The organism is Streptomyces sp. DH24 (assembly GCF_029813775.1).
GTDB lineage: Bacteria > Actinomycetota > Actinomycetes > Streptomycetales > Streptomycetaceae > Streptomyces.
Map to the genome: position 1 here is coordinate 24,138 of NZ_JARVKW010000050.1, position 26,240 is coordinate 50,377.

Sequence of the window (26,240 nt, forward strand, 5' to 3'; positions counted from 1 at the left end):
CGTGTCGTCACCCGTACGAGGGCTCGGGCAGACGCCGGACCGCCGTCGTCGCCGGGCCTGCCCGCGCCCGGCCCGTGTGCCGCGCGCTCGGGGTGTGCGGGGTTCGCACGTGCCGGGCGTCGTTCACACGTGGTCCGGACGCGGGCGCGGTCACGACAATGGCGTGCGCGGACGGGGTCCGTTCACCATCCGCATCGGGACGGGCCCCGCTCGCGTGTCACCGGTGGAAGGTGATGTAGCCGTTGTTGTCCGCGTCGGAGCCGCTCTTGGTGTACGAGTGCACGTCCGCCCGGCTGCCGGTCGGCTTGTACAGGTAGATCGTGTCCTTGTCGTTGTTCCACATGAAGTTGCAGTTGTCGCGGTAGACGACGTTGCCGGCGTCGGAGTCCGAGCCGTTGCCGCCGCGCAGCTTCACGTAGTCGCCGGGCTGGAGGTAGTGGTTCGCCGTGAAGGCGAAGCGGTTGCCTGCGGCGTCCTTGACGACGTAGCCCTTGAGGTTGACGGTCTTCGACGAGGAGTAGTTCTTGACCGTCAGGTACTCCTCGTCGGTGTTGCCCGTGGAGCAGTTGTTGGAGTCGCGGCCCGGCGCGTCGTACTGGACGCCGCGGACCTTCAGCGCGGAGTCGTACTCGGCGGCGTGCGCCGGGACGGCGGCCAGTGCGGTCAGCGAGCCGGCGACGGCGGCGGTGACGAGCGTGGCGGCGGACATGCGTATACGCATGAAAAGAACCCCCCTTGTGTGGATCTGGTGAAGGACTGGAGCGTATACGTAGCGTGGCCGGACGGGAACACCGGGGTAGGGAAAGGGGGTTGGGGGCAGGGCCCGGCGGGGCATGCGAAAGGGCCCGGAGGTGGTGCCTCCAGGCCCTTTGCCGATGTCGGCGCCCTGCGCGGGCAGGTTACGCGCCGCTGGCCCGCAGCATGTCCTCGCGCTCGACGATCTTCACACGCTCGCGGCCCTGCGGCTCGCCCAGCGCCTTCTCGGCCGCGTCCAGCCGGTACCAGCCGTCCCACGTCGTGAAGCGGACGTCGTGCTCGGCGAGGAACGCGTCCACCGCCTCCGGCTCGGGCGCGTCCGGCGTGTGCAGCCGGCCGTTCGCGAAGTCGTCCAGCAGATTCGCCACCGTCTCGTTGGCGTCGCCCTTGGTGTGCCCGATCAGACCCACCGGGCCGCGCCGGATCCAGCCGGTGACATACGTCGACCGGAGGTGCTCCCCGCTTTCCTCGACGACCCGGCCGCCCTTGTCCGGCACGGTGCCCGAGTCGATGTCCCAGGGCAGCTTGGGGAGCTTGTCGGACAGGTAGCCGACCGCCCGGTACACCGCGGTGACGTCCCAGTCGGTGAACTTCCCGGTGCCCCGGACGTTGCCGGTGCCGTCCAGCTCGGTGCGCTCGGTGCGCAGGCCGACGACCCGGCCGTCCGCGCCGAGGATCTCGGTGGGCGACTCGAAGAAGTGCAGGAACAGCTTGTGCGGCCGGTCGCCGGCGTCGCGGATCGCCCAGTTCTCCAGGGTCTTGGCGACCATGTCGGCCTGCTTGTTGCCGCGCCGGGTCGCGATCGAGCCGTCGTCGTAGTCGATGTCCTCGGGATTGACGACGACCTCGATGGTGGGGGAGTGGTCCAGCTCCCGCAGCTCCATCGGGCTGAACTTCGCCTGCGCCGGGCCGCGCCGGCCGAACACGTGGATCTCCAGCGCCTTGTTGGCCTTCAGGCCCTCGTAGACGTTCGGCGGGATCTCGGTCGGCAGCAGCTCGTCGGCCGTCTTGGCGAGGATGCGCGCCACGTCCAGGGCGACGTTGCCGACGCCGAGCACGGCGACCTTCTCCGCCTCCAGGGGCCAGGTGCGCGGCACGTCCGGGTGGCCGTCGTACCAGGAGACGAAGTCAGCGGCGCCGTAGGAGCCTTCGAGGTCGATGCCGGGGATGGGCAGCGCCCGGTCGGCGGTGGCGCCGGTCGCGAAGATGACACCGTCGTAGAACGCGCGCAGGTCGTCCAGGCTGATGTCGGAGGGGTAGTCCACGTTGCCGAAGAGGCGGATCTGCGGCTTGTCGAGCACCTGGTGCAGGGCCGTGATGATGCCCTTGATCCGGGGGTGGTCCGGGGCCACGCCGTAGCGGATCAGCCCGAACGGGGCGGGCATGCGCTCGAAGATGTCGATGGACACGCCGGGTTCGGAGGCGACGTCGGACTTGAGCAACGCGTCGGCGGCGTAGATCCCGGCCGGGCCGGATCCGACGATGGCTACCCGCAGCGGGCGGGGCATGATCAGGTTCCCTTCGAGCGGTGACAGGCGACTCGACGGGAAGCCTAAGCTAAGGCAAGCCTAAGTTGGTACGCGGGTCCGGTCTATGAGCCCATAAGGCCCGCTTATGGCAGGTCAAAGTCGAACAGGGGGAGCGCCGGCTCCGCGCCCGGCCGCGGCAGCGCCTGCTCCGCCCAGATGACCTTGCCGCCCGGCGTGTACCGCGTGCCCCAGCGTTCCGTGAGCTGCGCCACCAGGAACAGGCCCCGCCCGCCCTCGTCGGTCATCGCCGCGTAGCGCAGGTGCGGCGAGGTGCTGCTGCCGTCGAACACCTCGCAGATCAGGTTCCGGTCCCGCAGCACCCGCACGTGGATGGGCGAACCGCCGTACCGGATCGCGTTGGTGACCAGCTCGCTGAGGATCAGCTCGGTGGTGAAGGCCAGTTCGTCCAGCCCCCACTCCGACAGCCGCCGGCTCACCGCCGAGCGCACCTCGCCGACGGCCGCCGGGTCCGGTGGCACCGGCCACTGCGCGATCCGGTCGGCGCCCAGCGCCCGGGTGCGCGCCACGAGCAGCGCGATGTCGTCGGTCGACCGGGACGGCACCCGGGCGTCCAGCACGGCCTGGCAGGTCTCCTCGGGCGACGGGCCCGCCCCCTCAAGGGCCGTGCGCAGCAACTCCAGGCCGACGTCGATGTCCCGGGTGCGGTCTTCCACCAGCCCGTCCGTGTAGAGCACCAGCCTGCTGCCCTCCGCCAGGTCCAGCTCCGCCGTCTCGAACGGCAGCCCGCCGAGCCCCAGCGGCGGACCGGCCGGCACCTCCAGGAACTCCACACGCCCGTCCGGACGCACCAGGGCGGGCGGCGGATGCCCGGCCCGCGCGACCGTGCAGCGCCGGGACACCGGGTCGTAGACCGCGTACAGGCAGGTCGCGCCCGTGACCGGCGCGGTGCCTCCCTCGGCCGCCTCGTCCTGGTCGATGCGCCCCACCAGCTCGTCGAGGAGCGTGAGCAACTCGTCGGGCGGCAGGTCCAGCGCGGAGAAGTTGTGCACCGCCGTACGCAGCCGGCCCATCGTCGCCGCCGCGTGCAGGCCGTGCCCGACCACGTCACCCACCACGAGCGCCACCCGGGCACCGGACAGCGGCAGTACGTCGAACCAGTCGCCGCCCACCCCGGCCTGCGCCGGCAGATAGCGGTAGGCCACGTCCAGGGCGTCCTGCTCGGGCAGCCGCCGCGGCAGCAGGCTCCGCTGGAGCGTCACCGCCATGCTGTGCTCGCGCGTGTAGCGCCGCGCGTTGTCGATGGACACCGCCGCCCGCGCGACCAGTTCCTCCGCGAGCGCCACCTCGTCCGCGTCGAACGGCTCCGGCTTCTCGGACCGCCAGAAGCTCACCACGCCCAGCACCAGCGCACCCGCCCGCAGCGGCACCGTGATCAGCGAGTGGATGCCGTACTCCACGATCTGCCCGGAGCGTTCGAAGTCCTGCGCCCGCCAGCCCGCCGCCCGGCCGAGGTCCGGCTCCAGCAGCGTCTGCCCGGTGCTCAGACTGCGGCCCTGCGGGGACGACTCCACGAACCGGATGCGGTCGCCGACGCCGTACAGCGGGGCGTCCTTGCGGATCCCGGCGAGCGCCGTGCGGCGCAGCACGGCCGTCGCGTCGGGCTGGCCGCCGCCGAGCACCGTGTCGAACAGGTCCACCGTGAGGAAGTCCGCGAACCGCGGCACGGCCAGCTCCGCCAGCTCCTCGGCGGTGCGGGTGACGTCCAGGCTGGTACCGATGCCCACGCCCGCCTCGTACAGCATGTTGAGGCGCTCCCGCGCCTCCTCGGCGCGGCCGGACAGGGCCCGCAGCTCCGTGGAGTCGCGCAGGGTGGCGACGCTGCCGGGCGGGCCGCCGCCGCGGTCCGTGGGCCGCTGGTTGATGGCCAGCAGCCGGTCTTTCACCAGATGCACCTCGTCGGTGGCGACGCGCCCGGAGGACAGCAGGTCGGCGGTGTCCGGATCGAGGGACAGGGCGAGCACGTGCCGGCCCTCGGCGTCGTCGGGCAGGCCGAGCAGCCGGCGCGCCTCGTCGTTGGCGAGGAGCAGGGTGCCGTCGCCGTCCACGATGAGCACGCCCTCCTTGACGGCGTGCAGCACGGCGTCGTGGTGCTCGTACATCCGGGTCATCTCGTGCGGGCCCAGGCCGCGCGTCTGGCGCAGCAGCCGCCGGCTCACCAGCGCCGCGCCCGCCGTGGCCAGGGCCAGCGCCGCGCCCGCCGTCGCCAGCACCAGCGGCAGCTGACGTGCGGTGGCGCCGCCCACGTGCGCGGTGGTGATGCCCGCGGAGACCAGGCCGACGACCCGCCCGTCGGGAGCCTTGACCGGCACGACCGCCTGCACCAGGGGGCCGATGGTGCCGTCGACCTCCTCGGTCATGCTCCGTCCCGCCAGCGCCGGGCCGAGGGTGCCGACGAACTTCTTGCCGATGCGGTCCGGTTTGGGATGGGTGTAGCGGATGCCGTCGGTGTTCATGACGACCACGAAGTCGACCCTCGCCTGTCTGCGGGCCGCCTCCGCGCGGGGCTGCAGCACGGCCGTGGGATCGGGGGCGTCGAGTGCCTCCCGGGTGCCCGGCGCGTTGGCGAACGTCTCGGCGACGGCGAGCGAACGGTTGCGGGCCTCATCGTCGCTGTCGTGCCGCACCTGGAGCACCAGCGCCGCGACCGCCGACAGCACCAGGAGCAGCACGATCACCACGACGAGCAGGAACACCTGCCCGGCGACGCTGCGCCCGCGCAGCACCGACCGCAGCCCCGTGGCACGCAGCCATCGGGGCCGCTCCCCGTCCTGCCGCTGCCCGTCGGGCACCCGGTCCGGCGCGCGCCGCATGGGACCGCCGGCGCGCCGGGTCGACCGGGTCCCGGAGCGACCCATCAGTCGGACCATGTGCTCATGTCTACACTGCACGGCCCCGGGAGGCGAGGGGCATCACACACGGTGACGGGCCGCGGTCCGTGGAGTGGCGCACGTCGCCTCCGCGTGACCGCTCATCGGCCGTCCGAGCGGGTAACCGCCCCGGATGGGTGAGATCCTTGTCGGTACCTGTTCGTGGACGGACCGGATGCTGGTCGGCAGCGGCTGGTATCCCACCGGTTGGCGTGACGCCGAGAAACGGCTGCGGTACTACGCCGGGCGGTTCCGGATCGTCGAGGTGGACGCGAGCTACTACGCCCTGCCGAGTGAACGCAACAGCGGGCTGTGGGCGGAGCGCACCCCCGACGGTTTCGTGTTCGACGTGAAGGCCTTCTCCCTGCTGACGGGCCATCGGACCCGCCCGTCCCTGCTGCCGGACGGTCTGCCCGCCGACGCGGGGGACCCGCGCGTGCTGGACGAGGTGTGGGCGCGGTTCGCCGCCGGCGTGGAACCGCTGCGCCGGGCCGGCCGGCTCGGCGCCGTGCTGTTCCAGTTCCCGCCGTGGTTCCGGCCCGGCCCGCGCTCCCGGGACTTCCTCGAACAGTGCGCCGCGCGGACCGCCGGATGGCCCGTCAGTGTCGAGTTCCGCCACCCCGACTGGTGGCGGGAGGACCAGCGGGACGGGACGGCCGGGCTGCTGCGGCAGTGCGGATTCGCCGCCGTCGCGGTGGACATGGCGCCGTCCCTGCCGGCCTCCCTCCCGCCCGTCACGCCCGTGACCTGTCCGCGCCTGTCCGTCGTGCGCTTCCACGGCCGCAGCGCTGCCTGGGGCACCGGCAGCAAGGAGGACCGGTTCCGCCACCGGTACGACGACGCCGAACTGCGCGAGTGGGTGCCCCGTGTGCACCGCCTCGCGGAGCGGACCGAGCGGGTGCACGTGCTGTTCAACAACTGCTGCGGCGACGCGTCCGTACGCGCCGCCGAGCGGATGCGCGACCTGCTGGACCGCTGACGCCGTCAGGGCAGGCGCAGCGTCCGCTTGGCGAGTTCGTACGCGGGGAGCATCGCCTCGTGCTCCTCGCTGTCCATACCGCCGAGGTGCAGGACGACCGGGCCGTCCGGCGTCGCGACGGCGAGGGCGCGCTCCTCCTTCGTCTCGTCGAGGAGCTCGCTCGTGTACCGGTACGTCACCTCCGCACCGTCGAGCCCGCCGCTGGTGAAGGTCCGGTACGCCGCCCCGCTCGCACCGTCCTCGGCGGCGACGAAGTCCTCCAGCACGGTCCGGGCGTCGCCGGCGTCCGGTTCGCCGGTCCACACGCGCAGGAACCCGATGTGCCCGGCCGGCTTGGCGTCGATCTCGCAGGCGGCCGTGACCGGCCCCTGGCGCAGGAGCGCGTCGGCGACCTCCCGGGCCAGTTCGTCGTCCGCGTCGCCGGAGCCGCCGGTGCCGCCGGAGCCGCCGGTGCCGCCGGGCCCGTCCGTCACGCCGTCCACGGACTCGGCCTTCCAGTCCGCCGCGACGTCGAAGGTCACCGGCAGCCGGCACGCCGATCCGGCCGCGCCGATCCGGCCGCCGCTCCCGGCGACCTCGGCTGCGCCGCCCGCCGCCGGCGACGTGCTCACCGACGGCTTCGCGTCCGCCCCGGCGTCCCCCGAGCCGCCGCCGTCCGTCGAACAGCCCGTCAGAACCCCCACCAGCAGCGCCGCGCACACGGCTCCGCGCCCCACGTTCCCCACCCCTGTGACCCCTCTCGGTACGAGCGGCACACTGTAGCCGAGGGCGACCGCCCCGACCTGCGGGGACCGCCCGCTTCCCGCACCGGGGACCGCCTGCCTTCCGACGGGCCGCCGCCTGCCGCGCGACTGGTCACTGCCTCCCTGTCTTCCGACGGGCCATCGCCCGCCGCCCGACCGGCCACCGCCCGCCTTCCGGTGGGTCACCGCCCGCCGCCCGACCGGTCACCGTCCGCCGTCGTCGCCTGGGCCCGCGTGCCCCCTCACCCGGCCGCGTGCGCCGGTCCCGTCTCGCGGCTGCCGGGGTGGCGGTGCCGCCAGATCCAGAACACCGCGCAGGACACCAGCGCCCATCCGGCCAGCACCAGGAACGGGAAGGCGTGCTCGTGCCCGGGGAAGTACACGGCCGTGTGCTGGGCGTTGACCGACGCGCCGGGCGGCAGCCACCGGCCGATCGCGCCGAGCGGCGACGGCAGCAGCGGCCAGGACACCGCGCCGCCCGACGACGGATTGCCGAGCAGGACCATCAGGCCCCAGGTCGGCAGCATCGCCCAGCGTCCGACGAGGGTGTTGAACATGGTGAACACCATGCCGCTCGCGAACATGGTCAGCGCGAGGATCGCCCACGACTCGGCGAAGGGCAGGTCCAGCGCGCCGAGCAGCCAGTCCACGGCCGCCGCGATGGCGAACGCCCCGAGCATCGCGTACGCGGCCGTGAACGCGACCCGTTCCGGCGGGGTGAGCGCCCGCGCGTGCACGCTCAGCTGGATCGCGCCGACGAAGCCGATGATGACGGCGGCGAGGGAGACGTAGAAGATGGCCAGCCCGCGCGGATCGCCCTCCTGGAGGGGTTTGATGTCCCGGACGGTGACCGCCACGCCCGTCCGCCTGCCGACGGCCGGTGCCGCCTCGCCGAGCACCTCGGCCACCGTCGCCCCGGACGCGCCCGACAGTTCCAGGACGACGGACCGGCCGTCGTCCCGTACGTCGAAGACCGCGAAGACCTCCTGCTCGTCGATCGCCGCCCGCGCCGCTCCGACACCGGGGTAGGGGTGCACCTTCACCGAGGCGTTGAGCGCCTTCTCCATGCCGTCGAGGAACGCCTTGCCCCGGTCCTGCTCGTACGAGCCGACGACCGCGACGGGGATGGAATGCGGAGTGGGGTCCGCCATGGAGTAGGTGTAGGAACCGGCGAACAGGCCCGCGGCCGCCGCCAGGATCAGCACCAGCACGGTGGCCGGGAGCAGGGGCGACTCCTTGAACCTCGCCCACCGCTGCTCGCGCGTCGGGGACTTGCCGTGGACACCATGAGCACCGCGTGACATGTCGGACATGGGGGACACGTTAGCTTCGGGGTTCCGGGGTTCCGGGGTTCCGGGATTCGGCGGTGGGCGCGGGCCAGGCCCGCCCCGGCGTCGTCCCTTGCGTCCGCCGTCCGTTTCCGGCCGCGTCAACTGCCCCAGCCGAGCGGTGAGTCGGCGGCAGGCGGCAGGCTCTCTCCGCCTCCCGTGTCGTAAGAGGTTCGAGTCGATTCCCGGGACCTCTGAACACTCCGCCTCCGGCATCCGTATGGGGCGAAGGCACTCGACTGCCCGAGCCCCCACCGATGTGTAGGAGCACGCCTTGGGACGCAACACGCGCAGACGCCCGACCGGCGCACGACGCGCGACCTCCGCAGCCATCGCCCTGATCCTGGGCGGCGGTGGCCTGGTGGCGGTCAACGTGTACGCCTCCGCCACCGAGGCCGGTCCGGACGGCACCGGCGCGTCGTCCGCCTGGCCGACCGGCGCCGCCACGATCGACTGCCCCGACGTCGGCAGCCGCCTGACGGAGGTTCCGGAGCAGGCGAAGGGCGACGTCGACGGTGAACTCGCCGCGCTCGACGAACAGATCGCCGACGCCTACAAGAAACTCCAGGACGCCGCCGGGGCCGCGCGGCAGGACGGCGGCGCCGCCGCGGACCCCGACGGCACGATCGTCCAGCCGCTGGAGAAGCGGCGCGCCGGGACCATCGAGCGCATCGCCGCGGCCATCGACCGGGTGGGCGACCGGCCGCAGGGCCTGGACGCGCTCGCCGACTGCTCCCTGCGCGGCGCCGAACCCGCCGGCGAGGCGGGCCAGGACGTCCGGGACGCGGTCGGCGACGGTCAGGGCGACGAGGGCGACCAGGGCGATCAGGCCGGCGAGGAAGGCGGCGGCGAAGCCGGACAGCCGCCCGACAACGGCGGCCAGGCCGGCAACGGGCCCGTCGCGGCGGACTACGCGGACATCACCACCGTCCAGCCCGGCGCGGCGGCCCAGGGCGGCCAGGAGCAGGACGCCTCCCGCGGCACGTTCAGCACCGAGTGCGGCGTGAACGCGAACGGCCTGTTCAACTCGGACAACGTCATCGCCGCCCCGGGCGTCAGCAACGGCGCCCACCACTTCCACGACTACATCGGCAACCAGGCCACCAACGCCTTCTCCGACGACGAGCAACTCGTCGGCGCCGACACCAGCTGCGCCGACGAGGGCGACAAGTCCGCCTACTACTGGCCCGTGCTGCGACTGCAGAACGGCAAGCAGGAGCAGGACGCCGCCGCACCCGGTGGCGGCATCGAGGGCAACGCCGGCGAGATCGTCACCCCGGAGGACGTGACGCTCACCTTCGTCGGCAGCCCGCGCGGCGAGGTCACGGCCATGCCCCGGCTGCTGCGCATCATCACCGGCGACGCCAAGGCGTTCGTCAACGGCACGGCCAACGCCAACGCCTCCTGGAGCTGCACCGGGTTCGAGGACCGGCAGCTGAAGGACAAGTACCCGCTGTGCCCGGACGGCAGCGACGTGGTGCGCACCTTCCGCTTCCAGAGCTGCTGGGACGGCCGGAACATCGACAGCGCCAACCACCGCACCCACGTGGCGTTCGCCGCCGCCGACGGCACCTGCCCCGAGGGGTTCCGGGCGATTCCGCAGCTGGTGCAGCGGATCGTGTACGACGTGGACCGGCCCAGCGTCGAGGACGGCGGCCGTACGACGCCGCTGTTCGCGGTGGACTCCTTCCCGGAACAGTTGCACAAGCCGGTGACCGACCACGGTGACTTCATCAACGTCTTCGACGAAAACCTGATGCGGGAGATGGTCGACTGCATCAACGAGGGCCGCGAGTGCGGTCCGGACGCCGCCCCTCAGGAACCCGGCGACGGAGCGGGCGAGGAGTCCCCGGAGCCGACGGAGGAGCCCGGCGAGCCCACCGACACGCCGACCACCGCCCCCGAGAGCCCGACGGCCGCCCCCGAGGCACCGCAGGACGGCAACGGCGACGAGGGCGGCGAGGACCAGGGAGGCGGCACGGATCAGGGAGAGGGCAAGGACCAAGGGAACGGCAAGGAGGAGCAGGGCGACGAGGCCGGTCAGGAGGACGGGGCCGGTCAGGACGGCGGGCAGGGCGGCGGTGACGCCGGTGAGCAGACCGCCGGGCCCGCCGAACGGTCCGACCTCACCCGCGCTCCCGGGGCCACGGCCGACCCGGTGAGGCCGACCGGTGACGCCGTGCCCCGCGCGGTCACCACCGCGCCGGACCCCGCCCGGTCCGGGACCACCGGTGACAACGGCGGCGAAGCCGCGGCGTCCGCGCCGGCGGGCGGCGTGACCTCCTCGGCCCCCGCGCGGACCGCACCGCAGGCGCAGGGCGGGCTCGCCGACACGGGCGCCGGGCTCGGCCTGTGGCCGGCGGCGGCCGGGGGCGTCCTGCTGGCCGCGGGCTGTGTCCTGCTCGTGCGGACCAGGCGCCGCGCGATGTGACGCCGGTCCGTGTTTCAACCGCGCCGCACGGTGCACCCGGACGGCAGTTCCGGAACGGGTGCACCCGGACCGCGACGACCGTATCGCCCAACGCAGGTCGAGGTGAGTGACTGTGGCACGGGAGAAGAAGAGCAAGGCCAAGATGGATCAGCTCAAGGGCAAGGGCAAGGAGGCCGTCGGCCGCGCGACGGGTGACGAGCGGCTGGAGACCGAGGGTCGCACCGACCAGATGAAGGGCGACGCCCGACAGGCCAAGGAGAAGGCCAAGGACGCGTTCCGGCACTGACTCCGGCTCACCCGGCGAGGGGCCCGTCCACGCGGACGGGCCCCTCGCCCTTGCCGTGACGAACGCGCCAACGGCGGCGTGAAAGTGGCGCGATCGAATGTTGCGGTTGAGTTTCGGAGCGCGCAGCCTGACTGCGGGAGCGCTCCCACGTTCAACATCCCCCCATCCACGAAAGACCCAAAGATCCGAAAGAGGAGATCATGTCTTGTCATGCGCATGATCAAGTGCGCGGCGATCGTGGCCCCCGCACCCGGCTCGCCCTGCTCCTGAGCGCGCTCACCGCACTGCTCGTCGCCCTCGTGCCCTGGAGCGGTACCGCCGTCGCCCACGGCTCGGTCATCGACCCGGCGTCCCGCAACTACGGCTGCTGGCTCCGCTGGGGCAGCGACTTCCAGAACCCCGCCATGGCACAGCAGGACCCCATGTGCTGGCAGGCATGGCAGGACAACCCCAACGCCATGTGGAACTGGAACGGCCTGTACCGCAACGGCTCCGGGGGCAACTTCCAGTCGGTCGTCCCCAACGGCCAGCTGTGCAGCGGCGGCCGGACCGAGGGCGGCCGGTACAACTCCCTGGACGCCGTGGGCCCGTGGAAGACCACGGACGTCGGCAGCAACTTCACCGTGAAGCTGCACGACCAGGCCAGCCACGGCGCCGACTACATCCAGGTGTACGTCACCCGGCAGGGCTTCGACCCCACCACCCAGCCGCTCACCTGGAACGACCTCCAGCTGGTCGCCCGCACCGGCAAGTACGCCCCCAGCCAGAACTACGAGATCCCGGTGAGCACGTCCGGCTACAGCGGCCGCCACGTCGTGTACACCATCTGGCAGGCGTCGCACATGGACCAGACGTACTTCCTGTGCAGTGACGTGAACTTCCGCTGATCCGGACCCGTTTGGAACCGTCCGGACCAGTCCGGACCTGTTTGGAGCCGCCGGGAACCGTCGGGAACCGTCCCGGTCGGGACCGGAGCGTGGTCATGGCCCCGGCCCCGGCCTCGTTTCCGGCACCGGTCTTGAGGTGGGCCGGCGCCCCGCCGGACGAGCCGCGTCCGGCGGGGCACCGGTGACGGGAGCACCCCCTGGGCCCAGGGCCCGGGGGCCGTGGTGGTCAGTCCGGCGCGACGGCCTGACCCGCCGCGCTCCGGGGCGCCGGCTGCCTGTCCGCCACCTGCACCATCAGCAGCAGGAGCAGTGCCGCCAGGGACGCCAGCGACGCGCACACGGCGGTGAGTCCGGCGCTCCAGGGCGGGGCGAGCATGAGCTCCACCGCCCGGGTGAGCGTGGTCGACCTGACCCGGTCCTCCAGCAGGACCAGACCGGCCAGACCCGCCGGTACGACGGCGCCCGCCGCGAGCAGCGGGATGCTGGGCCGGAAGGCGACCAGCAGGGCCAGGACGACACACGCCGCGGACGCGGTCAGGGGCACGGCGTAGGAGAGGAAGGGCGCGCCGTCGCGGTGCAGCGGGAAGCAGGCCGCGGCACACACGAGCAGGGCCGCCGCGGCGAGCCAACTCGGCCAGAACAGGGGCCGGTCGGGCTGGTCGCCGGGTATTCGGGGCGACTGCTCCCGGGCGCGGACCCGAGCGGGCTTGCCCGTGGGCATGACGGGGGTGGAGCCGGGCGACAGTCCGCTGCTCGTGATCGTCTCCCGGACCGGGGCGGTCGAGGGGTCGGGCTGCCGGGTCGCCCCGCCCGTGTGCCGGCTCTGCTCCTCGGTGAGGCGCCCGATGAGTTCGACGAGCTCCTCGACCGGTCGGCCGGTCGCGGCGGCCCGGACGGCCTCCTCGCCGCAGTGCGGCTGCAGGGGCGCTCGGTGCAGCAGGGACATCAGACGTGTCACGTCCTCGACGTCACGGTTCTCGATCGCCGCGCGGATCGTCGCGTCCGCGCTGTCCGCGTCACGCGGCGGCCGGGTCAGCTCCGCCACCAGCCGGGCGACGTCCTCCACGGGACGGTCCACGGCGGCGGCCCGGAGTACCTCCACGACCGTCTGCGCGTACTCGGGCGACTCCTCCAGCAGGGTGACGAGGCGGACGACCTCGTCCAGGGGGCGGTCGCTGACGGCGGTGTGCACCAGATCGCCGACGGGATCGCGGCCTTCGCCCCCGGCCGGTGGGTGGTCCGGAGGGGCCACGGGGCCGTGGTGGGGCGGCGTGGCGAAGGTAAGCGGTTCGACGGGCGGCGGCGGTCCGGAGACGGCCGTCGCGATCGGATTCGACGGAGATGTGTTGGGGCCGGTGGTCATTTGTGCTCCATGGGGAGTCGTGCGGCCGCCGCTCCTGCGCCCCCGACATGCGGCACGCGTGTTGCCTAGACCATTCCTAGGCCCGCCCACCGCGGCCCGCCACCCGGGTGGCGCACGGGGGTGACACGCGCCGCCGCCCGAACCTCCGTGCCCCCGGCCGGAAGAGAGAGGATCCGGCCCGCCCGCGGCAGTCGGCGGCCCCGGGCCGGAAGAGAGAGGGTTTGGCCCGCCCGCGGTAGTCGGCGGGCCCGGTGCTCGCGCTCCGCGGGCCCGCCGCCGTGCGGCCGTGCGTCAGGCCGTGTGGAGCCTCAGTCCGTACCGGTTGAGGATCTCGTTGACCGGCTGGAACCAGGTCTCGCCGCCGCCGCTGCAGTTGCCCCAGCCGCCGGAGGTGACGCCCTGCGCCTGGTCGCCGCTGATGAACGAGCCGCCCGAGTCGCCGGGTTCGGCGCAGACACTGGTCTTGGTCATCTGGTGCACCGCGCCCTGGCTGTAGTTGACCGTCTCGTTCTTGGCCAGGACCCTGCCGCAGTGCCAGTGGGTCGTCGAACCCGAACGGCAGATGGAGGCGCCGATGGGCGCTTCCGCCGAGCCGCGCACGAGCTGGTCGGGCACGGTGCCCCAGCCGAGCACGACCGGCACCGTCCACCAGCCGCTGCCGACGTTGACCCAGGCGTAGTCGTTGTCCGGGAACGAGGAGCCCTGGAAGTTGCCGATGTACGTCCGGTCCCAGCCGCTCACGCTCTGGCCGACCCCGCCGCAGTGGCCCGCGGTGACGAAGCCGCCGTGCACGGAGAAGCCGATGGAGCAGCGGACGTTCCCCGTGTAGTAGGGGTCGCCGCCGACGGTTCCGGCCGCGAACGTCCGGGGTGTCGCCGCCGTCTCCTTGACGGTGACCGGACCGGCCTCGCGGGCGCGCTCCAGGAACCGCCGCACGTCCGCGTCCTCGCGCTCGCCGCGCACGACACCGACCACGACCGTGCCGGCCTTCGGGTCGACGTGCCAGCTGCTCACGCCGGCGGGCGCGGACAGCTTGTCGATGCGGGCCTTCGTCGCGTCGAGCTCCTCGGCGGTGTGCTCGGCGGTGCGCACGGTGACGCCGGCAGCGCGCAGCTCGCGGACGGCCGTGGGGGAGGCGTCGTCGGTGACGGCGACCGTCAGCCGGCCGGTGGCCGCGTCGAACCAGGAACCGCCGTAGGCGGCGCCGGCGGTGCGCCGTGCCTTCGGCTCCAGCGCGGTCGCCTTCTCCTCGGCGTCGAGCCGGGCCTCGGCCTGCGCCGGGGTCAGGCCCAGGTCGCGCTCCATGGCGGCGAGCAGACCGGCCGAGGCCCGCTGTTCGGTGGCGGAGGCGGCTTTGGAAGAGGTGCCGTCGGCGGTGGGGAGGGCCTGCGCGGCGGCCGTGCTGCCGAGCACGAACATCGCGGTCAGGGCCAGGACGGTACGTGGCATGCGTCTCACGGGGAGTTGCCCTTCGTTGTTCCAGCGGAGGTGGGGGTGGAACGGCAGAACTCTGAGAGCGCTCTCAACGCGGAGTGTAGCTGTTGATCATGAGCAGGTCCATGCCAATTTTGGCTCACGTGTGACAGTCGGCCGACGTGGCGGAACGAGACCTCCGGCAGTCGCCCGGCGCTCCCGCCGCAGCCGGAACGCCGCCCCGTGAAGCGGACGGATACGTATCCCGGGCCGGGGGGCCGGGGGGTCGGGGCCGGGGCGCCCCCGCCGTCCCTACGCATACGGATCTTCCTCGGAAACGGATGCGGAGCCGCCGCCCGTCCGAGACGCTCGGTCTGCCGCCCCGTGCCGGGAACGGAACAGGCACCCCCGGCCTGTGGCGAGCCCACCCGGGCCGCCGACCGGCACGCGAGGCGAGACCGCGCCGCGACCCCCTCGGGCGGCGCGGAACGGCGTGTGGCCGCCTTCGTCGGAGGAGGCGGCCGCACGCCGGTGGGTTGCGTACGGCTGGGAGTCGGGTGGGGGTGGACCGCGTGCGGCTGGCGGTCGGGTGGGGGTGGGTCGCGTGCGGCTGGCGGTCGGGTGGGGGTGGGTCGCGTGCGGCTGGCGGTCGGGTGGCGGTGGATCGGGTACGGCTGGCGGTCGTGTGCCGGTTGCGTCGTCGTACGGCACAGCCTCGCGCGCCGGTTGAGTAGTCGATCGGCACGGCTTCGCGTGCCCTTTGCGTCGTGGCTCGGTACGGCTTTGCGTGCCGGTTGCGTAGTCGTTCGGTACGCGCTCGCATGCCGGTTGCGTTGCCGCCTGGCTCGCGTGGGCGGTTGGATGGCCGCTCGGCGACGCTCGCGCGCCCCGGCGGACGCGCCGTGTGCCGCCGTACACGGGAGGCCCGTCCGCCCTCGCCGGGGCAGCCCGGCCGATGGTGCGCGGTCGCCGCGTTACTAGGGATTTTCCCGTGCGTCGCGCCACAGACTTGCCGCGTGCCGCACCCGAGAGAGCCCGCGGAAGAACAGACGTGACCCGAGGCCGCGCCCACCCCATGCGTCCAGCCGCCGGGTCACCCAAGGGGCGGTCGCCTTCCCCCGGAGGCGACCGCCCTGCGCGTGACGTCTCTCCGTCGGTTCACGCGCAGGCCCGGTCCGTGCCGCCGGACGACTCCACGGGACATCCCGCTCGGTAACCGCTGTCGAGGTGACTTGAGATGGACAACGAACAGAAGCTCAGGGACTACCTGAAGCGGGCCACCGCCGACCTGCGGCACAGCAGGCAACGCGTCCAGGACCTGGAGGCCGCCGCCCACGAGCCCATCGCCGTCATCGGCATGGCCTGCCGCTACCCGGGCGGCGTGACCGACCCCGACGGCCTGTGGCGGCTGCTCGTCGACGGCGAGCACGGCATCGGCCCCTTCCCCGACGACCGCGGCTGGGACCTCCGGGCGGTGTCCGCCGCCGCGTCCGGCGGCGGATTCCTGTACGACGCCCCCGACTTCGACGCCGAGTTCTTCGGGATCTCCCCGCGCGAAGCGGTCGCCATGGACCCCCAGCAGCGGATCGTGCTGGAGTCCACCTGGGAGGCCGTCGAGTCCGCCGGGATCGACCCCACCACCCTGCGCGGCACCGAGACCGCCGTCTTCATGGGCGCCATGGCCCAGGAGTACCGCGCCGGGACCGAGGACGGCGCCCAGGGCCTGCACCTCACCGGCAACGCGGGCAGCGTCCTGTCCGGCCGCATCGCCTACACCCTCGGCCTGACCGGCCCCGCCCTCACCGTCGACACCGCCTGCTCCTCCTCCCTCGTCGCCCTCCACCTCGCCGGGCACGCCCTGCGCACCGGCGAGTGCGGCCTGGCGCTCGCCGGCGGCGTCACCGTCATGTCGAGCCCGTCCACCCACCTGGAGTTCGGCAGGCAGGGCGGGCTCTCGCCGGACGGGCTGTGCCGCTCCTTCGACGACTCCGCCGACGGCACCGGCTGGTCCGAGGGCGTCGGCGTCCTGCTGCTGGAACGGCTCTCCGACGCCCGCCGCAACGGCCACCGCGTCCTCGCCGTGGTCCGGGGCTCCGCCGTCAACCAGGACGGCGCCTCCAACGGCCTCACCGCCCCCAACGGGCCCTCCCAGCAGCGCGTCATCGAGCAGGCCCTCCTCAACGCCCGGCTCTCCGCCGACCAGATCGACGCCGTCGAGGCGCACGGCACCGCCACCGCCCTCGGCGACCCCGTCGAGGCGCAGGCCCTGTTCGCCACGTACGGCAGGGGCAGGCCCGCCGACCGCCCGCTGCTCCTCGGCTCGGTCAAGTCCAACCTGAGCCACACCCAGGCCGCCGCCGGTGTCGCCGGCGTCATCAAGATGGTGCAGGCGATCCTGCACGGCGTCCTGCCCCGCACCCTCCACGTCAACGAGCCCAACGCGCACGTCGACTGGTCCGACGGCACCGTGCGCCTCGTCACCGAGAACACGCCTTGGCCCGCCACCGGGCAGCCGCGCCGAGCCGCCGTCTCGTCCTTCGGTATCAGCGGCACCAACGCCCACGCCGTCATCGAGCAGGCGCCCGCCGACATCGACGCCCACGGGGCTGTCGGGCGGGCGCCTGCTGCCGGCACGGGCGTACCGGCATCCGTTGGGCAGGCGCCCGCCGACACCGTCGTACCGGCGACCGAGGTGACGGCGACGCCGGTTCCGCTCGTGCTGTCCGGGCGCACCCCGCACGCCCTGGCAGGGCAGGCCGCCCGTCTGCTGACCGCCCTCGGCCGGGCGGACACCCCGGCGCCCGTGCCCGACCTGGCCCGCGCCCTCGCCACGAGCCGGACCGCCTTCGAGCACCGCGCGGCGTTCATCGCCGCCGACCACGAGACGGTCACCGCGGCGCTGACCGCCCTCGCGGCAGGGGAACCGGCCCCCGGCCTCGTCCGGCACGCCGCCACCGACGCCCCCACCGCCTTTCTCTTCTCCGGACAGGGCGCCCAACGCCTCGGTATGGGACGGCAGTTGTACGAGACCCAGCCGGTCTTCGCCACCGCGCTGGACGAGACGCTCGCGCTCCTGGAGCCCGGCGTCCGCGAAGCCATGTGGGGTTCGGACGAGGCCGCCCTGAACCGTACCGGGACCGCCCAGCCGGCCCTGTTCGCCGTAGAGACGGCCCTGTTCCGGCTGCTCGAATCCTGGGGCGTACGACCCGACTTCGTGGCCGGTCACTCGGTCGGCGAGGTGACCGCGGCGCACGTCGCCGGTGTCCTCTCCCTCGCCGACGCCTGCACGCTCGTCACCGCCCGCGCCCGCCTGATGCAGGACCTGCCGGCCGGCGGCGCCATGACGGCCGTCCGCGCCTCCGAGGAGCAGGTCCGCCCCCACCTGACCGACGACGCCGCCGTCGCGGTCGCGGTCGCCGCAGTCAACAGCCCCACGTCCGTCGTCCTTTCCGGCCCTTCCGACGCCGTCGCCGGGATCGCGGCCCGGCTCGCCGCCGAGGGACACCGGACCACCCCCCTGCGGGTCTCGCACGCCTTCCACTCGCCGCTGATGGACCCGATGCTGGACGACTTCCGGGAGGCGCTGTCCGCCCTGGAGTTCCACGAGCCCCGCATCCCGGTCGTCTCCAACCTCACCGGCGCCCCGGCCGGCCCGGGCGACCTGCGGTCACCCGACTACTGGGTCCGCCACGTCCGCGAGACCGTCCGCTTCGCCGACGGCATCCGCGCGCTCGCGGAGCACGGCGTCACCCGATTCGTCGAACTCGGCCCCGACGGCGCCCTCACCGGGCTCGTGCCCGAGTCGGCCGGGGACCAGTGCGTCGCCCTGCCCGTCCTGCGCAAGGACACCCCGGAGGCCACGGCGGTGGCCACGGCCCTGGCCCCGCTGCACGCCACGGGCGCCCGCGTCGACTGGCCCCGCTACTTCGGCGACGACACCCCCGCCCGCCACGTCGACCTGCCCACCTACGCCTTCCAGCGCCGGCGCTTCTGGCCCGCCGCCGGCGTCGGCGGTGCCGCGGGGGACGTACGAGCCGTCGGCCTCGCCCCCGCCGAGCACGGCCTGCTCGGCGCGGCCGTCGCCCTCGCCGACTCCGACGGCGCCCTCCTGTCCGGCCGCATCTCCCTCGCCACCCACCGCTGGCTCGCCGACCACCGTGTCGGCGGCCGGACCCTCCTGCCCGGCGCGGCCTTCGTGGAACTCGCCCTCCGCGCGGGCGACGAGTTCGGCTGCGACCGCGTCACCGAACTGACCCTCCCCACCCCCCTCGAACTCCCCGAACACGGCGCCGTCCAGATCCAGACCTTCGTCGGCGGCCCCGACCACGCCGGCGACCGCCCCGTCACGATCTACGCCCGTCCCGACGGCCACGACGACCTCCCGTGGACCCCGCACGCCACCGGCCGCCTCACCCCACCCGACGACACCGACCGGGCGAACGCCTTCGACAGCGGCCGGGCGAACGCCTTCGACACCGGCCACTGGCCGCCGGCGGGCGCCGAACCCGTCGACACCGGCGACCTCTACGACACGCTCGCCGAGACAGGCTTCTCCTACGGACCGTCCTTCCGCGGCCTGCGCGCCCTGTGGCGCCGGGGCGACGAGCTCTACGCCGAAGCCGTCCTGCCCGAGGGAAACAGGACCGCCGGGTTCGGCCTGCACCCCGCTCTGCTCGATGCCGTCCTGCACGCCTCCGCCCACGGCGGCACGGGCCGCCTCGGCGTGCCCTTTGTCTGGGAGGGCGTCCACCTGCACGCGTCGGGCGCCACCGAGGTACGTGCCCGCCTCACACCTCACGGCGACGGCGCGCTGAAATTGGACGTCCTGGACGGCACCGGCGCCCCCGTCCTCACCGTGGACACGCTGGCCACCCGCCCTCTCGACACCGCCGCCGTCACCCCGGCAACCGACTCCCTGTACCGGGTCGACTGGACCACCGCACCGGCCACCACGCCCTACGGCGGCACGCTCGCCCTGGCCGTCACCGGGCCGGAGGACGACGCGTCGGCCGGGGAGATCGCCGAAGCCCTCGACAGGGCGGTCGCACCGGGCTCCGTGAGCCGGTACGCCGGGCTCGACGCCCTGGCGGACAGCCTGACGGCGGCGACGCCCGACGCCCTGGCGGACGACCTGACGACGGTGGCGCCCGACGCCCTCACCGCGCCGAGGCCGGGCAACCCGGCGGTGACGCCGCCGGACACCGTGCTCGTCCCGGTCACCGTCGGGACGGCCGACCCGGACACCGCCGCCGACCTGCACGCGTCGACCGGACGCGTCCTCGCCCTCGTCCAGCGCTGGGTCGGCGACGACCGCTTCCGCCACTCCCGACTGGTCGTCGCACTCCGCGACCAGAACCCGACGACCGCCGCCGTCCGCGGCCTGCTGCGCGCGGCGGAGGCCGAACACCCCGGCCGGATCGCCGTGCTCGACCTGGGCACCGAACCGGCCGACGGCCCACGACTCCTGCGGGCCCTCGCCACCGGCGAACGGGAGACCGCCCTGCTGGACGGCGCAGTGGTCGTCCCCCGCCTCGTGCGCACCGCGTCGGCGGACACGGCTGCCGGGGTGGGGGAGTTGTGGTCCGGTGCGGGTGTGGTGTTGGTGACTGGTGGTACGGGTGGTTTGGGTGCTTTGGTGGCTCGGCATCTGGTGCGGGTGCATGGGGTGCGGGAGTTGTTGCTGGTTTCGCGGCGGGGTGGTGCGGCGCCGGGTGCGGGTGAACTGGTCGCTGAGCTGTGTGGGTTGGGTGCCGCGGTTGAGGTGGTGGCCTGTGACGTGGCGGACCGTGAGGCGCTGGCCGCGTTGGTCGAGGGCCGGTCGATTCGGTCGGTGGTGCATGCGGCGGGGATGCTGGACGACGGGCTGGTCGGTGGGCTGACGACGGAGCGACTGGCCGCAGTCCTCGCCCCGAAGGCCGACGCCGCCCGACACCTGCACGAACTCCTCCCGGACGTCGAGAAGTTCGTTCTCTTCTCCTCCGCCGCCGGCACCTTCGGAACCGTCGGCCAGACCGCCTACGCCGCCGCCAACGCCTACCTCGACGCCCTCGCCACCCACCGCCGGAGCCACGGACTCAACGCCACCTCGCTGGTCTGGGGCCCCTGGCACATCGAGGGCGCCGGCATGTCCGCCGCACCCGGGGCGGGCGGCGTGCTGCGTCCGGTGTCGGCCGAGGAAGGTCTCGCGCTGTTCGACGCGGCCATGGCCAGCGGAGCCGGCGTCGTCCTGCCCGTACCGCTCGACCTGCGGTCCGCGCAGGTCGGCGGCGACGTACCCGACCTCCTGCGCGGCCTCGTGCGCCCGCGCCGACGCGTCGCGGGCCGGAGCGCCGGAGTGCGGGACCTCGTGCGCCAGCTGCAGCCGTTGGATGTGGTGGAGCGGGGTGAGGTGCTGCTTGATCTGGTGCGGGGTCAGGTGGCGTTGGTGTTGGGGTATGAGGGTGCGTCGGGGGTGGATGCGTCTCGGTCGTTCCGGGATTTGGGTTTTGATTCGTTGCTCGCGGTTGAGTTGCGTAATGGGTTGCAGGCGGTGACGGGTCTGCGGCTTCCGGCGACGCTGGTTTTTGATTATCCGACGGTGGATCGGCTGGCGGAGTTTTTGCTGGGTGAGGTGCTGGGGGCCCGGGCTGAGGCGGCGCCGCCGTCTGTTGCCGAGCGTCTGCCGTCCGTCGCGGATGATCCGGTCGTGATTGTCGGGATGGCGTGCCGTTTCCCGGGTGGGGTGGCTCCGCCCGAGGATTTGTGGCGGCTGGTGTCCGAAGGCGGCGATGCGGTATCGGAATTCCCCTCCGACCGCGGGTGGGATCTGGAGCGGCTGTATCACCCGGATAGTGAGCACGCCGGGACGTCGTCGACTCGTGCGGGCGGATTCCTGGCCGGTGCGGGGGAATTCGATCCCGAGTTTTTCGGGATGAGTCCGCGTGAGGCGTTGGCGACGGATGCTCAGCAGCGGTTGCTGCTGGAGTCGTCGTGGGAGGCGATCGAGCGGGCCGGAATCGACCCGACCTCACTGCGCGGCAGCCGGACCGGCGTCTTCGCCGGCGTCATGTACAACGACTACGGCCTCCTCCTCGACAGCCGCGAATTCGAAGGCCTGCGCGGCAATGGCAGCGCGATGAGCATCGCCTCCGGGCGGATCGCGTACACGCTCGGGCTGGAGGGGCCGACGGTTTCCATTGACACGGCGTGTTCGTCGTCGTTGGTGGCGGTGCATTTGGCTGCGCAGGCGTTGAGGTCGGGGGAGTGTTCGCTGGCGTTGGCCGGTGGTGTGACGGTGATGTCGACGCCGACGACGTTTGTGGAGTTCTCTCGGCAGGGTGGGTTGGCGCCGGACGGCCGGTGCAAGGCGTTCTCGGATGCGGCTGATGGGGTGGGCTGGGCCGAGGGTGTCGGTGTTCTGGTTCTGGAGCGGGAGTCGGATGCGCTTCGGAACGGGCATCGGGTTCTTGCGGTGGTGCGTGGCAGTGCGGTGAATCAGGACGGTGCGTCGAATGGTTTGACGGCGCCGAATGGTCCGTCTCAGCAGCGGGTGATTCGGCAGGCGCTGGCTGCGGCTGGGTTGTTGCCCGCTGATGTGGATGTGGTGGAGGCGCACGGGACCGGTACGACGCTGGGTGACCCGATTGAGGCGCAGGCCCTCCTTGCGACGTACGGGCAGGACCGTGAGCGTCCTCTGTTGCTGGGCTCGGTGAAGTCGAACCTGGGGCATACGCAGGCCGCTGCTGGTGTGGCGGGTGTGATCAAGAGCGTGATGGCGATGCGGCACGGAGTGGTGCCGCCGAGTCTGCACGCCGATGCGCCGTCGCCGCACGTCGACTGGTCCGCCGGGGCTGTGGAGTTGGTGCGGGAGGAGACCCTCTGGCCGGAGACGGGCCTGGCCCGTCGGGTGGGTGTGTCGTCGTTCGGGCTGAGCGGGACGAACGCGCACGTGATCCTGGAAGCCGGTCCGGAACCCGGTCCGGAGCCCGAGCCGGTCGACGATCGACCCGACGGGGTGCTTGTCCCACTGGTGGTGTCGGCCCGTTCCGAGCGGGCCCTGGACGAGCTGCTTCAGCAGCTCGGGGACTGTGACCCTTCGGTGGATGTCGGGTTTTCGCTGGCAGTTGGGCGGGCTCGGTTCGCGCATCGGGCCGTGCTGCTCGCGTCCGGGGACGGCGTCACGGAGGTCGCCCGTGGTGTCGCGGACGACGTGGCGCCGGTGGCGTTCCTCTTCGCCGGCCAGGGGTCCCAACGGCTCGGCGCGGGGCGGGAATTGTACGAGCGCTTTCCTGTCTTCGCCGAGGCCTTGGACACCGTGCTCGCGGCGCTTGATCCCGCTTTGCGAGGGGTGATGTGGGGCGAGGACGAAGCGGCCCTGCACCGGACGGAGTTCGCGCAGCCCGCTCTCTTCGCCGTGGAGGTCGCCCTCTTCCGGCTCGTCACCTCTCTCGGCGTCACTGCGAAGTACCTGGTCGGGCATTCCGTCGGTGAGATCGCCGCCGCTCATGTGGCGGGTGTGTTGTCGCTGGCGGATGCGTGTGCGTTGGTGTCGGCTCGGGCCCGGTTGATGCAGGCGTTGCCCGAGGGCGGCTTGATGTTGGCCGTGGAGGCCGGCGAGGGCGAAGTCACGCCGCTGCTGGGTGACGGTGTGTCGATCGCGGCGATCAACGGGCCGTCGTCCCTCGTGCTTTCCGGAACCGAAGAGGCCGTCCTGGCCGTCGCGGCCGGGTTGCCCGGCCGTCGTACGACGCGCCTGCGGGTCTCGCACGCCTTCCACTCGCCTCTGATGGACCCGATGCTGGAGGACTTCCGGGCCGCGCTGTCCGCGCTGGAGTTCCACGAGCCGCGCATCCCCGTCGTCACGAATCTCACGGGGGGCCTCGGGGGCGATCTGCACACTCCCGAGTACTGGGTCCGCCACGTCCGTGAGACCGTCCGCTTCGCCGACGGCGTTCGTGTCCTCACCGAACAGGGCGTCACCCGCTTCCTCGAACTCGGCCCCGACGGTGTGCTGTCGACGCTCGTGGCCGAAGCGGCGCCGGGAGCCGATGCGGCGGTCCCTGTGCTGCGCAAGGACCGTGCCGAGGAAGCGTCGCTGCTCGCGGCTCTGGGCCGGCTGTTCGTGCGGGGTGTCTCCGTGGACTGGCCGGCCGTGTTCGCCGGCACCGGCGCCCGGCGTGTCGACGTACCGACGTATCCCTTCCAGCGGCAGCGGTTCTGGCCGGCGGGTGGCGGGCCGGGGCTCGGTGACGTGCGCGCCGCCGGTCTCGCGGCGGCGGACCACCCGATGCTGAGGGCGGCCGTGGCCCTGGCCGACTCCGACGACGTGGTGCTCTCCGGCCGGTTGTCCCTGGCCACGCATGCCTGGCTGGCGGATCACGAGGTGTTCGGCAGGGCGGTCGTGCCGGGTACCGCCTTCGTCGAGATGGCCGTCCGGGCGGGCGACGAGGTCGGGTACGGCACCCTGGAGGAACTCACCCTCGCCGCTCCGCTCGTCGTGCCCGAGGGCGCGGCCGTACAGGTCCAGGTGCGGGTGGCGGACGCCGACGACGGTGGCCGACGGGTCGTGACCGTGCACGCGCGTCCCGACGACCCGTCCGGCGACGCCGTATGGACGCAGCACGCGTCGGGTGTGTTGACGGAAACGCCGGTCCGGCCCGCGTGGCACGACACCGCCCAGTGGCCGCCCACGGGTGCGGAGCCGGTCGATATCGGCGACCTCTACGAGGAACTGGCCGACGCCGGCTTCTCCTACGGCCCGCACTTCCGGGGCCTGCGCGGGGTGTGGCGGCGTGGCGACGAGGTGTTCGCCGAGGTCGTTCTGCCCTCCGGTACGGAGGTCGGCGGTTTCGGAGTGCATCCGGCGCTGCTGGACGCCGTGCTGCATGCCGTAGCGGCGGCGGCAGGCGGTACGGGGGAGCAGGGGCTGCCGTTCGTCTGGGAGGGCGTGTCGGTGCATGCCTCCGGCGCGGCCGAGGTGCGGGCACGCCTGGTGCGGCACGGTGAGCGCGACGCGGTGAGCGTCGATCTGGCCGACGTGGAGGGCCGGCCGGTGGCGCACGTGACGGGCCTGGTCACGCGTCCGGTGACCAGCGACCAGCTCGGTGCGGCCGACGCACCGGCGACTGGCTCACTGTTCACGGTGGAGTGGACCGAGGCGCCGGTCCTCACCTCGGGACGGACGCTGCCCGCCGTTGCCGTGGTGGGTGACGACTCGGACGCTGTGGCCGATGCCGTGCGGGAGGCGGTGCCCGACGTTCGGTCGCACCCCGGGCTTGCCGAACTCGCCGTCGAGAGCGGTCCCGTGCCTGCGACCGTCGTCGCGGTGGTGGGCTCTGGGGGCGGACCGTCGGCCGATGCCCTCTCGGACACCCACACCGCAGTCTCCCGCGCGCTCGAACTGGTCCAGGCGTGGGTGGCGGACGAACGGTTCCGCCACGCGCGCCTGGTCGTGGTGACGCGCGGCCCGGCGGCCGTCGTCTCCGCCGCTGTGCGCGGTCTCGTACGGTCCGCCGTGGCCGAATACCCGGGCCGGTTCGGGACGGTGGACGCCGCGGACGGAGCACTGGACCGACTCGGCGACGCGCTGCGCGTGTTGGCCGAGGGAGAACCGGAGGTGGCACTGCGCGGAGACACCCTGGCGGTGCCCCGCCTCGTGCGCACCGCGCCGGCGGACACGGCTGCCGGGGTGGGGGAGTTGTGGTCCGGTGCGGGTGTGGGTGTCGGTCCTGCCTCCGGTGCGGGTGCCGGTTGGGGTGTCGGTCCTGGTTCCGGTGCGGGTGTGGTGTTGGTGACCGGTGGTACGGGTGGTTTGGGTGCTTTGGTGGCTCGGCATCTGGTGGGGGTGCATGGGGTGCGGGAGTTGCTGCTGGTTTCGCGGCGGGGTGGTGCGGCGCCGGGTGCGGGTGAACTGGTCGCTGAGCTGTGTGGGTTGGGTGCCGCGGTTGATGTGGTGGCCTGTGACGTGGCGGACCGTGAGGCGCTGGCCGCGTTGGTCGAGGGCCGGTCGGTTCGGGCCGTGGTGCATGCGGCGGGGGTGCTGGACGACGGGCTGGTCGGCGGGCTGACCCCCGAACGCGTTGCCGACGTTCTCCGACCGAAGGCCGATGCCGCCTGGCACCTGCACGAACTGCTCGACGGCGACACCGCGTTCGTCGCCTTCTCGTCCGTCGCCGGTGTCCTCGGCAGCCTCGGCCAGGCCGCCTACGCCGCGGCCAACAGCTTCCTCGACGAACTCGTACGCATACGTCGTGCCACGGGCCGGGACGCCGTCTCCCTGGTGTGGGGACCGTGGGAGCAGGAAACCGGAGGTATGACGGCCGACCCGGGCCGCAGTGCGGCGCTCGGGATACCGGCGATCACCGCCGAGCAGGGGCTGAGCCTCTTCGACGCGGCACTGAACACCCCCGACGCCGTCGTCCTGCCCGTGCCGCTCGACCTGCGCACGGTACGGCAGCTCACCGAAGTCCCCGCTCCCTTCCGCGGCCTGGTGCGGTCGCGCCGTCGGGGGGTGGCGGCTGCGGGGAGCCTGTTGCAGCGGTTGGTGCCGTTGGATGTGGTGGAGCGGGGTGAGGTGCTGCTTGATCTGGTGCGGGGTCAGGTGGCGTTGGTGTTGGGGTATGAGGGTGTGTCGGGGGTGGATGCGTCTCGGTCGTTCCG

12 protein-coding genes are annotated in these 26,240 nt (G+C 73.1%); 5 read left to right on the forward strand and 7 right to left on the reverse strand.

Going from position 1 to position 26,240, the window contains the following annotated elements; translation table 11 throughout:
- Positions 1-217 precede the first annotated feature (217 nt).
- From QC282_RS28295 to QC282_RS28305, 3 genes are all read right to left on the reverse strand, one after another.
- Positions 218-721, reverse strand: a complete 504-nt coding sequence (locus tag QC282_RS28295; RefSeq protein ID WP_279552421.1) for a lamin tail domain-containing protein — start codon at positions 719-721, stop codon at positions 218-220.
- Positions 722-899: 178 nt separating this feature from the next.
- Positions 900-2,264 carry an FAD-dependent oxidoreductase gene (locus QC282_RS28300; RefSeq protein ID WP_279552422.1) on the reverse strand — a complete coding sequence of 455 codons (1,365 nt, stop codon included), beginning with the start codon at positions 2,262-2,264 and terminating at the stop codon, positions 900-902.
- A 104-nt stretch (positions 2,265-2,368) separates the two neighbouring features.
- Positions 2,369-5,173 carry a SpoIIE family protein phosphatase/ATP-binding protein gene (locus QC282_RS28305; RefSeq protein ID WP_279552423.1) on the reverse strand — a complete coding sequence of 935 codons (2,805 nt, stop codon included), beginning with the start codon at positions 5,171-5,173 and terminating at the stop codon, positions 2,369-2,371.
- A 133-nt stretch (positions 5,174-5,306) separates the two neighbouring features.
- Between QC282_RS28305 and QC282_RS28310 the strand changes: the two genes are divergently transcribed.
- Positions 5,307-6,152 (forward strand): DUF72 domain-containing protein, encoded by an 846-nt coding sequence (locus QC282_RS28310; protein ID WP_279552424.1) that lies wholly within the window; start codon positions 5,307-5,309, stop codon positions 6,150-6,152.
- Between the two features lie 5 nt (positions 6,153-6,157).
- Here the strand turns inward: QC282_RS28310 and QC282_RS28315 are convergent, their stop codons facing one another.
- Positions 6,158-6,877, reverse strand: a complete 720-nt coding sequence (locus QC282_RS28315; RefSeq protein ID WP_279552425.1) for a lipoprotein — start codon at positions 6,875-6,877, stop codon at positions 6,158-6,160.
- Positions 6,878-7,137: 260 nt separating this feature from the next.
- On the reverse strand, positions 7,138-8,208 hold the full coding sequence (locus tag QC282_RS28320; RefSeq protein WP_279552426.1) for an ABC transporter permease: 1,071 nt from the start codon (positions 8,206-8,208) through the stop codon (positions 7,138-7,140).
- A 289-nt stretch (positions 8,209-8,497) separates the two neighbouring features.
- Between QC282_RS28320 and QC282_RS28325 the strand changes: the two genes are divergently transcribed.
- From QC282_RS28325 to QC282_RS28335, 3 genes are all read left to right on the forward strand, one after another.
- Entirely contained in the window at positions 8,498-10,654 is a 2,157-nt protein-coding gene (locus tag QC282_RS28325) for a DUF1996 domain-containing protein (RefSeq protein ID WP_279552427.1), read from the forward strand.
- A gap of 112 nt (positions 10,655-10,766) precedes the next feature.
- Positions 10,767-10,940, forward strand: coding sequence for a CsbD family protein (locus QC282_RS28330; protein WP_279552428.1), 174 nt, complete (start codon positions 10,767-10,769; stop codon positions 10,938-10,940).
- Between the two features lie 200 nt (positions 10,941-11,140).
- Positions 11,141-11,827 carry a lytic polysaccharide monooxygenase gene (locus QC282_RS28335; protein ID WP_279552429.1) on the forward strand — a complete coding sequence of 229 codons (687 nt, stop codon included), beginning with the start codon at positions 11,141-11,143 and terminating at the stop codon, positions 11,825-11,827.
- A gap of 226 nt (positions 11,828-12,053) precedes the next feature.
- Here the strand turns inward: QC282_RS28335 and QC282_RS28340 are convergent, their stop codons facing one another.
- Positions 12,054-13,190, reverse strand: coding sequence for a hypothetical protein (locus tag QC282_RS28340; RefSeq protein ID WP_279552430.1), 1,137 nt, complete (start codon positions 13,188-13,190; stop codon positions 12,054-12,056).
- A gap of 291 nt (positions 13,191-13,481) precedes the next feature.
- Positions 13,482-14,639, reverse strand: a complete 1,158-nt coding sequence (locus tag QC282_RS28345) for a S1 family peptidase (RefSeq protein WP_279552431.1) — start codon at positions 14,637-14,639, stop codon at positions 13,482-13,484.
- Between the two features lie 1,201 nt (positions 14,640-15,840).
- Here QC282_RS28345 and QC282_RS28350 point away from each other — a divergent pair.
- Positions 15,841-26,240: type I polyketide synthase (locus QC282_RS28350; protein ID WP_279552432.1), on the forward strand; the 10,400-nt coding region annotated here is incomplete at its 3' end.

Bases quoted from the DNA above. Each gene is read 5' to 3' on its own strand.
- QC282_RS28295 (WP_279552421.1), bottom strand. From the start codon at position 721: ATGCGTATACGCATGTCCGCCGCCACGCTCGTCACCGCCGCCGTCGCC.
- QC282_RS28300 (WP_279552422.1), bottom strand. From the start codon at position 2,264: ATGCCCCGCCCGCTGCGGGTAGCCATCGTCGGATCCGGCCCGGCCGGG.
- QC282_RS28305 (WP_279552423.1), bottom strand. From the start codon at position 5,173: ATGGTCCGACTGATGGGTCGCTCCGGGACCCGGTCGACCCGGCGCGCC.
- QC282_RS28310 (WP_279552424.1), top strand. From the start codon at position 5,307: ATGGGTGAGATCCTTGTCGGTACCTGTTCGTGGACGGACCGGATGCTG.
- QC282_RS28320 (WP_279552426.1), bottom strand. From the start codon at position 8,208: ATGTCCGACATGTCACGCGGTGCTCATGGTGTCCACGGCAAGTCCCCG.
- QC282_RS28335 (WP_279552429.1), top strand. From the start codon at position 11,141: ATGTCTTGTCATGCGCATGATCAAGTGCGCGGCGATCGTGGCCCCCGC.
- QC282_RS28340 (WP_279552430.1), bottom strand. From the start codon at position 13,190: ATGACCACCGGCCCCAACACATCTCCGTCGAATCCGATCGCGACGGCC.
- QC282_RS28345 (WP_279552431.1), bottom strand. From the start codon at position 14,639: ATGCCACGTACCGTCCTGGCCCTGACCGCGATGTTCGTGCTCGGCAGC.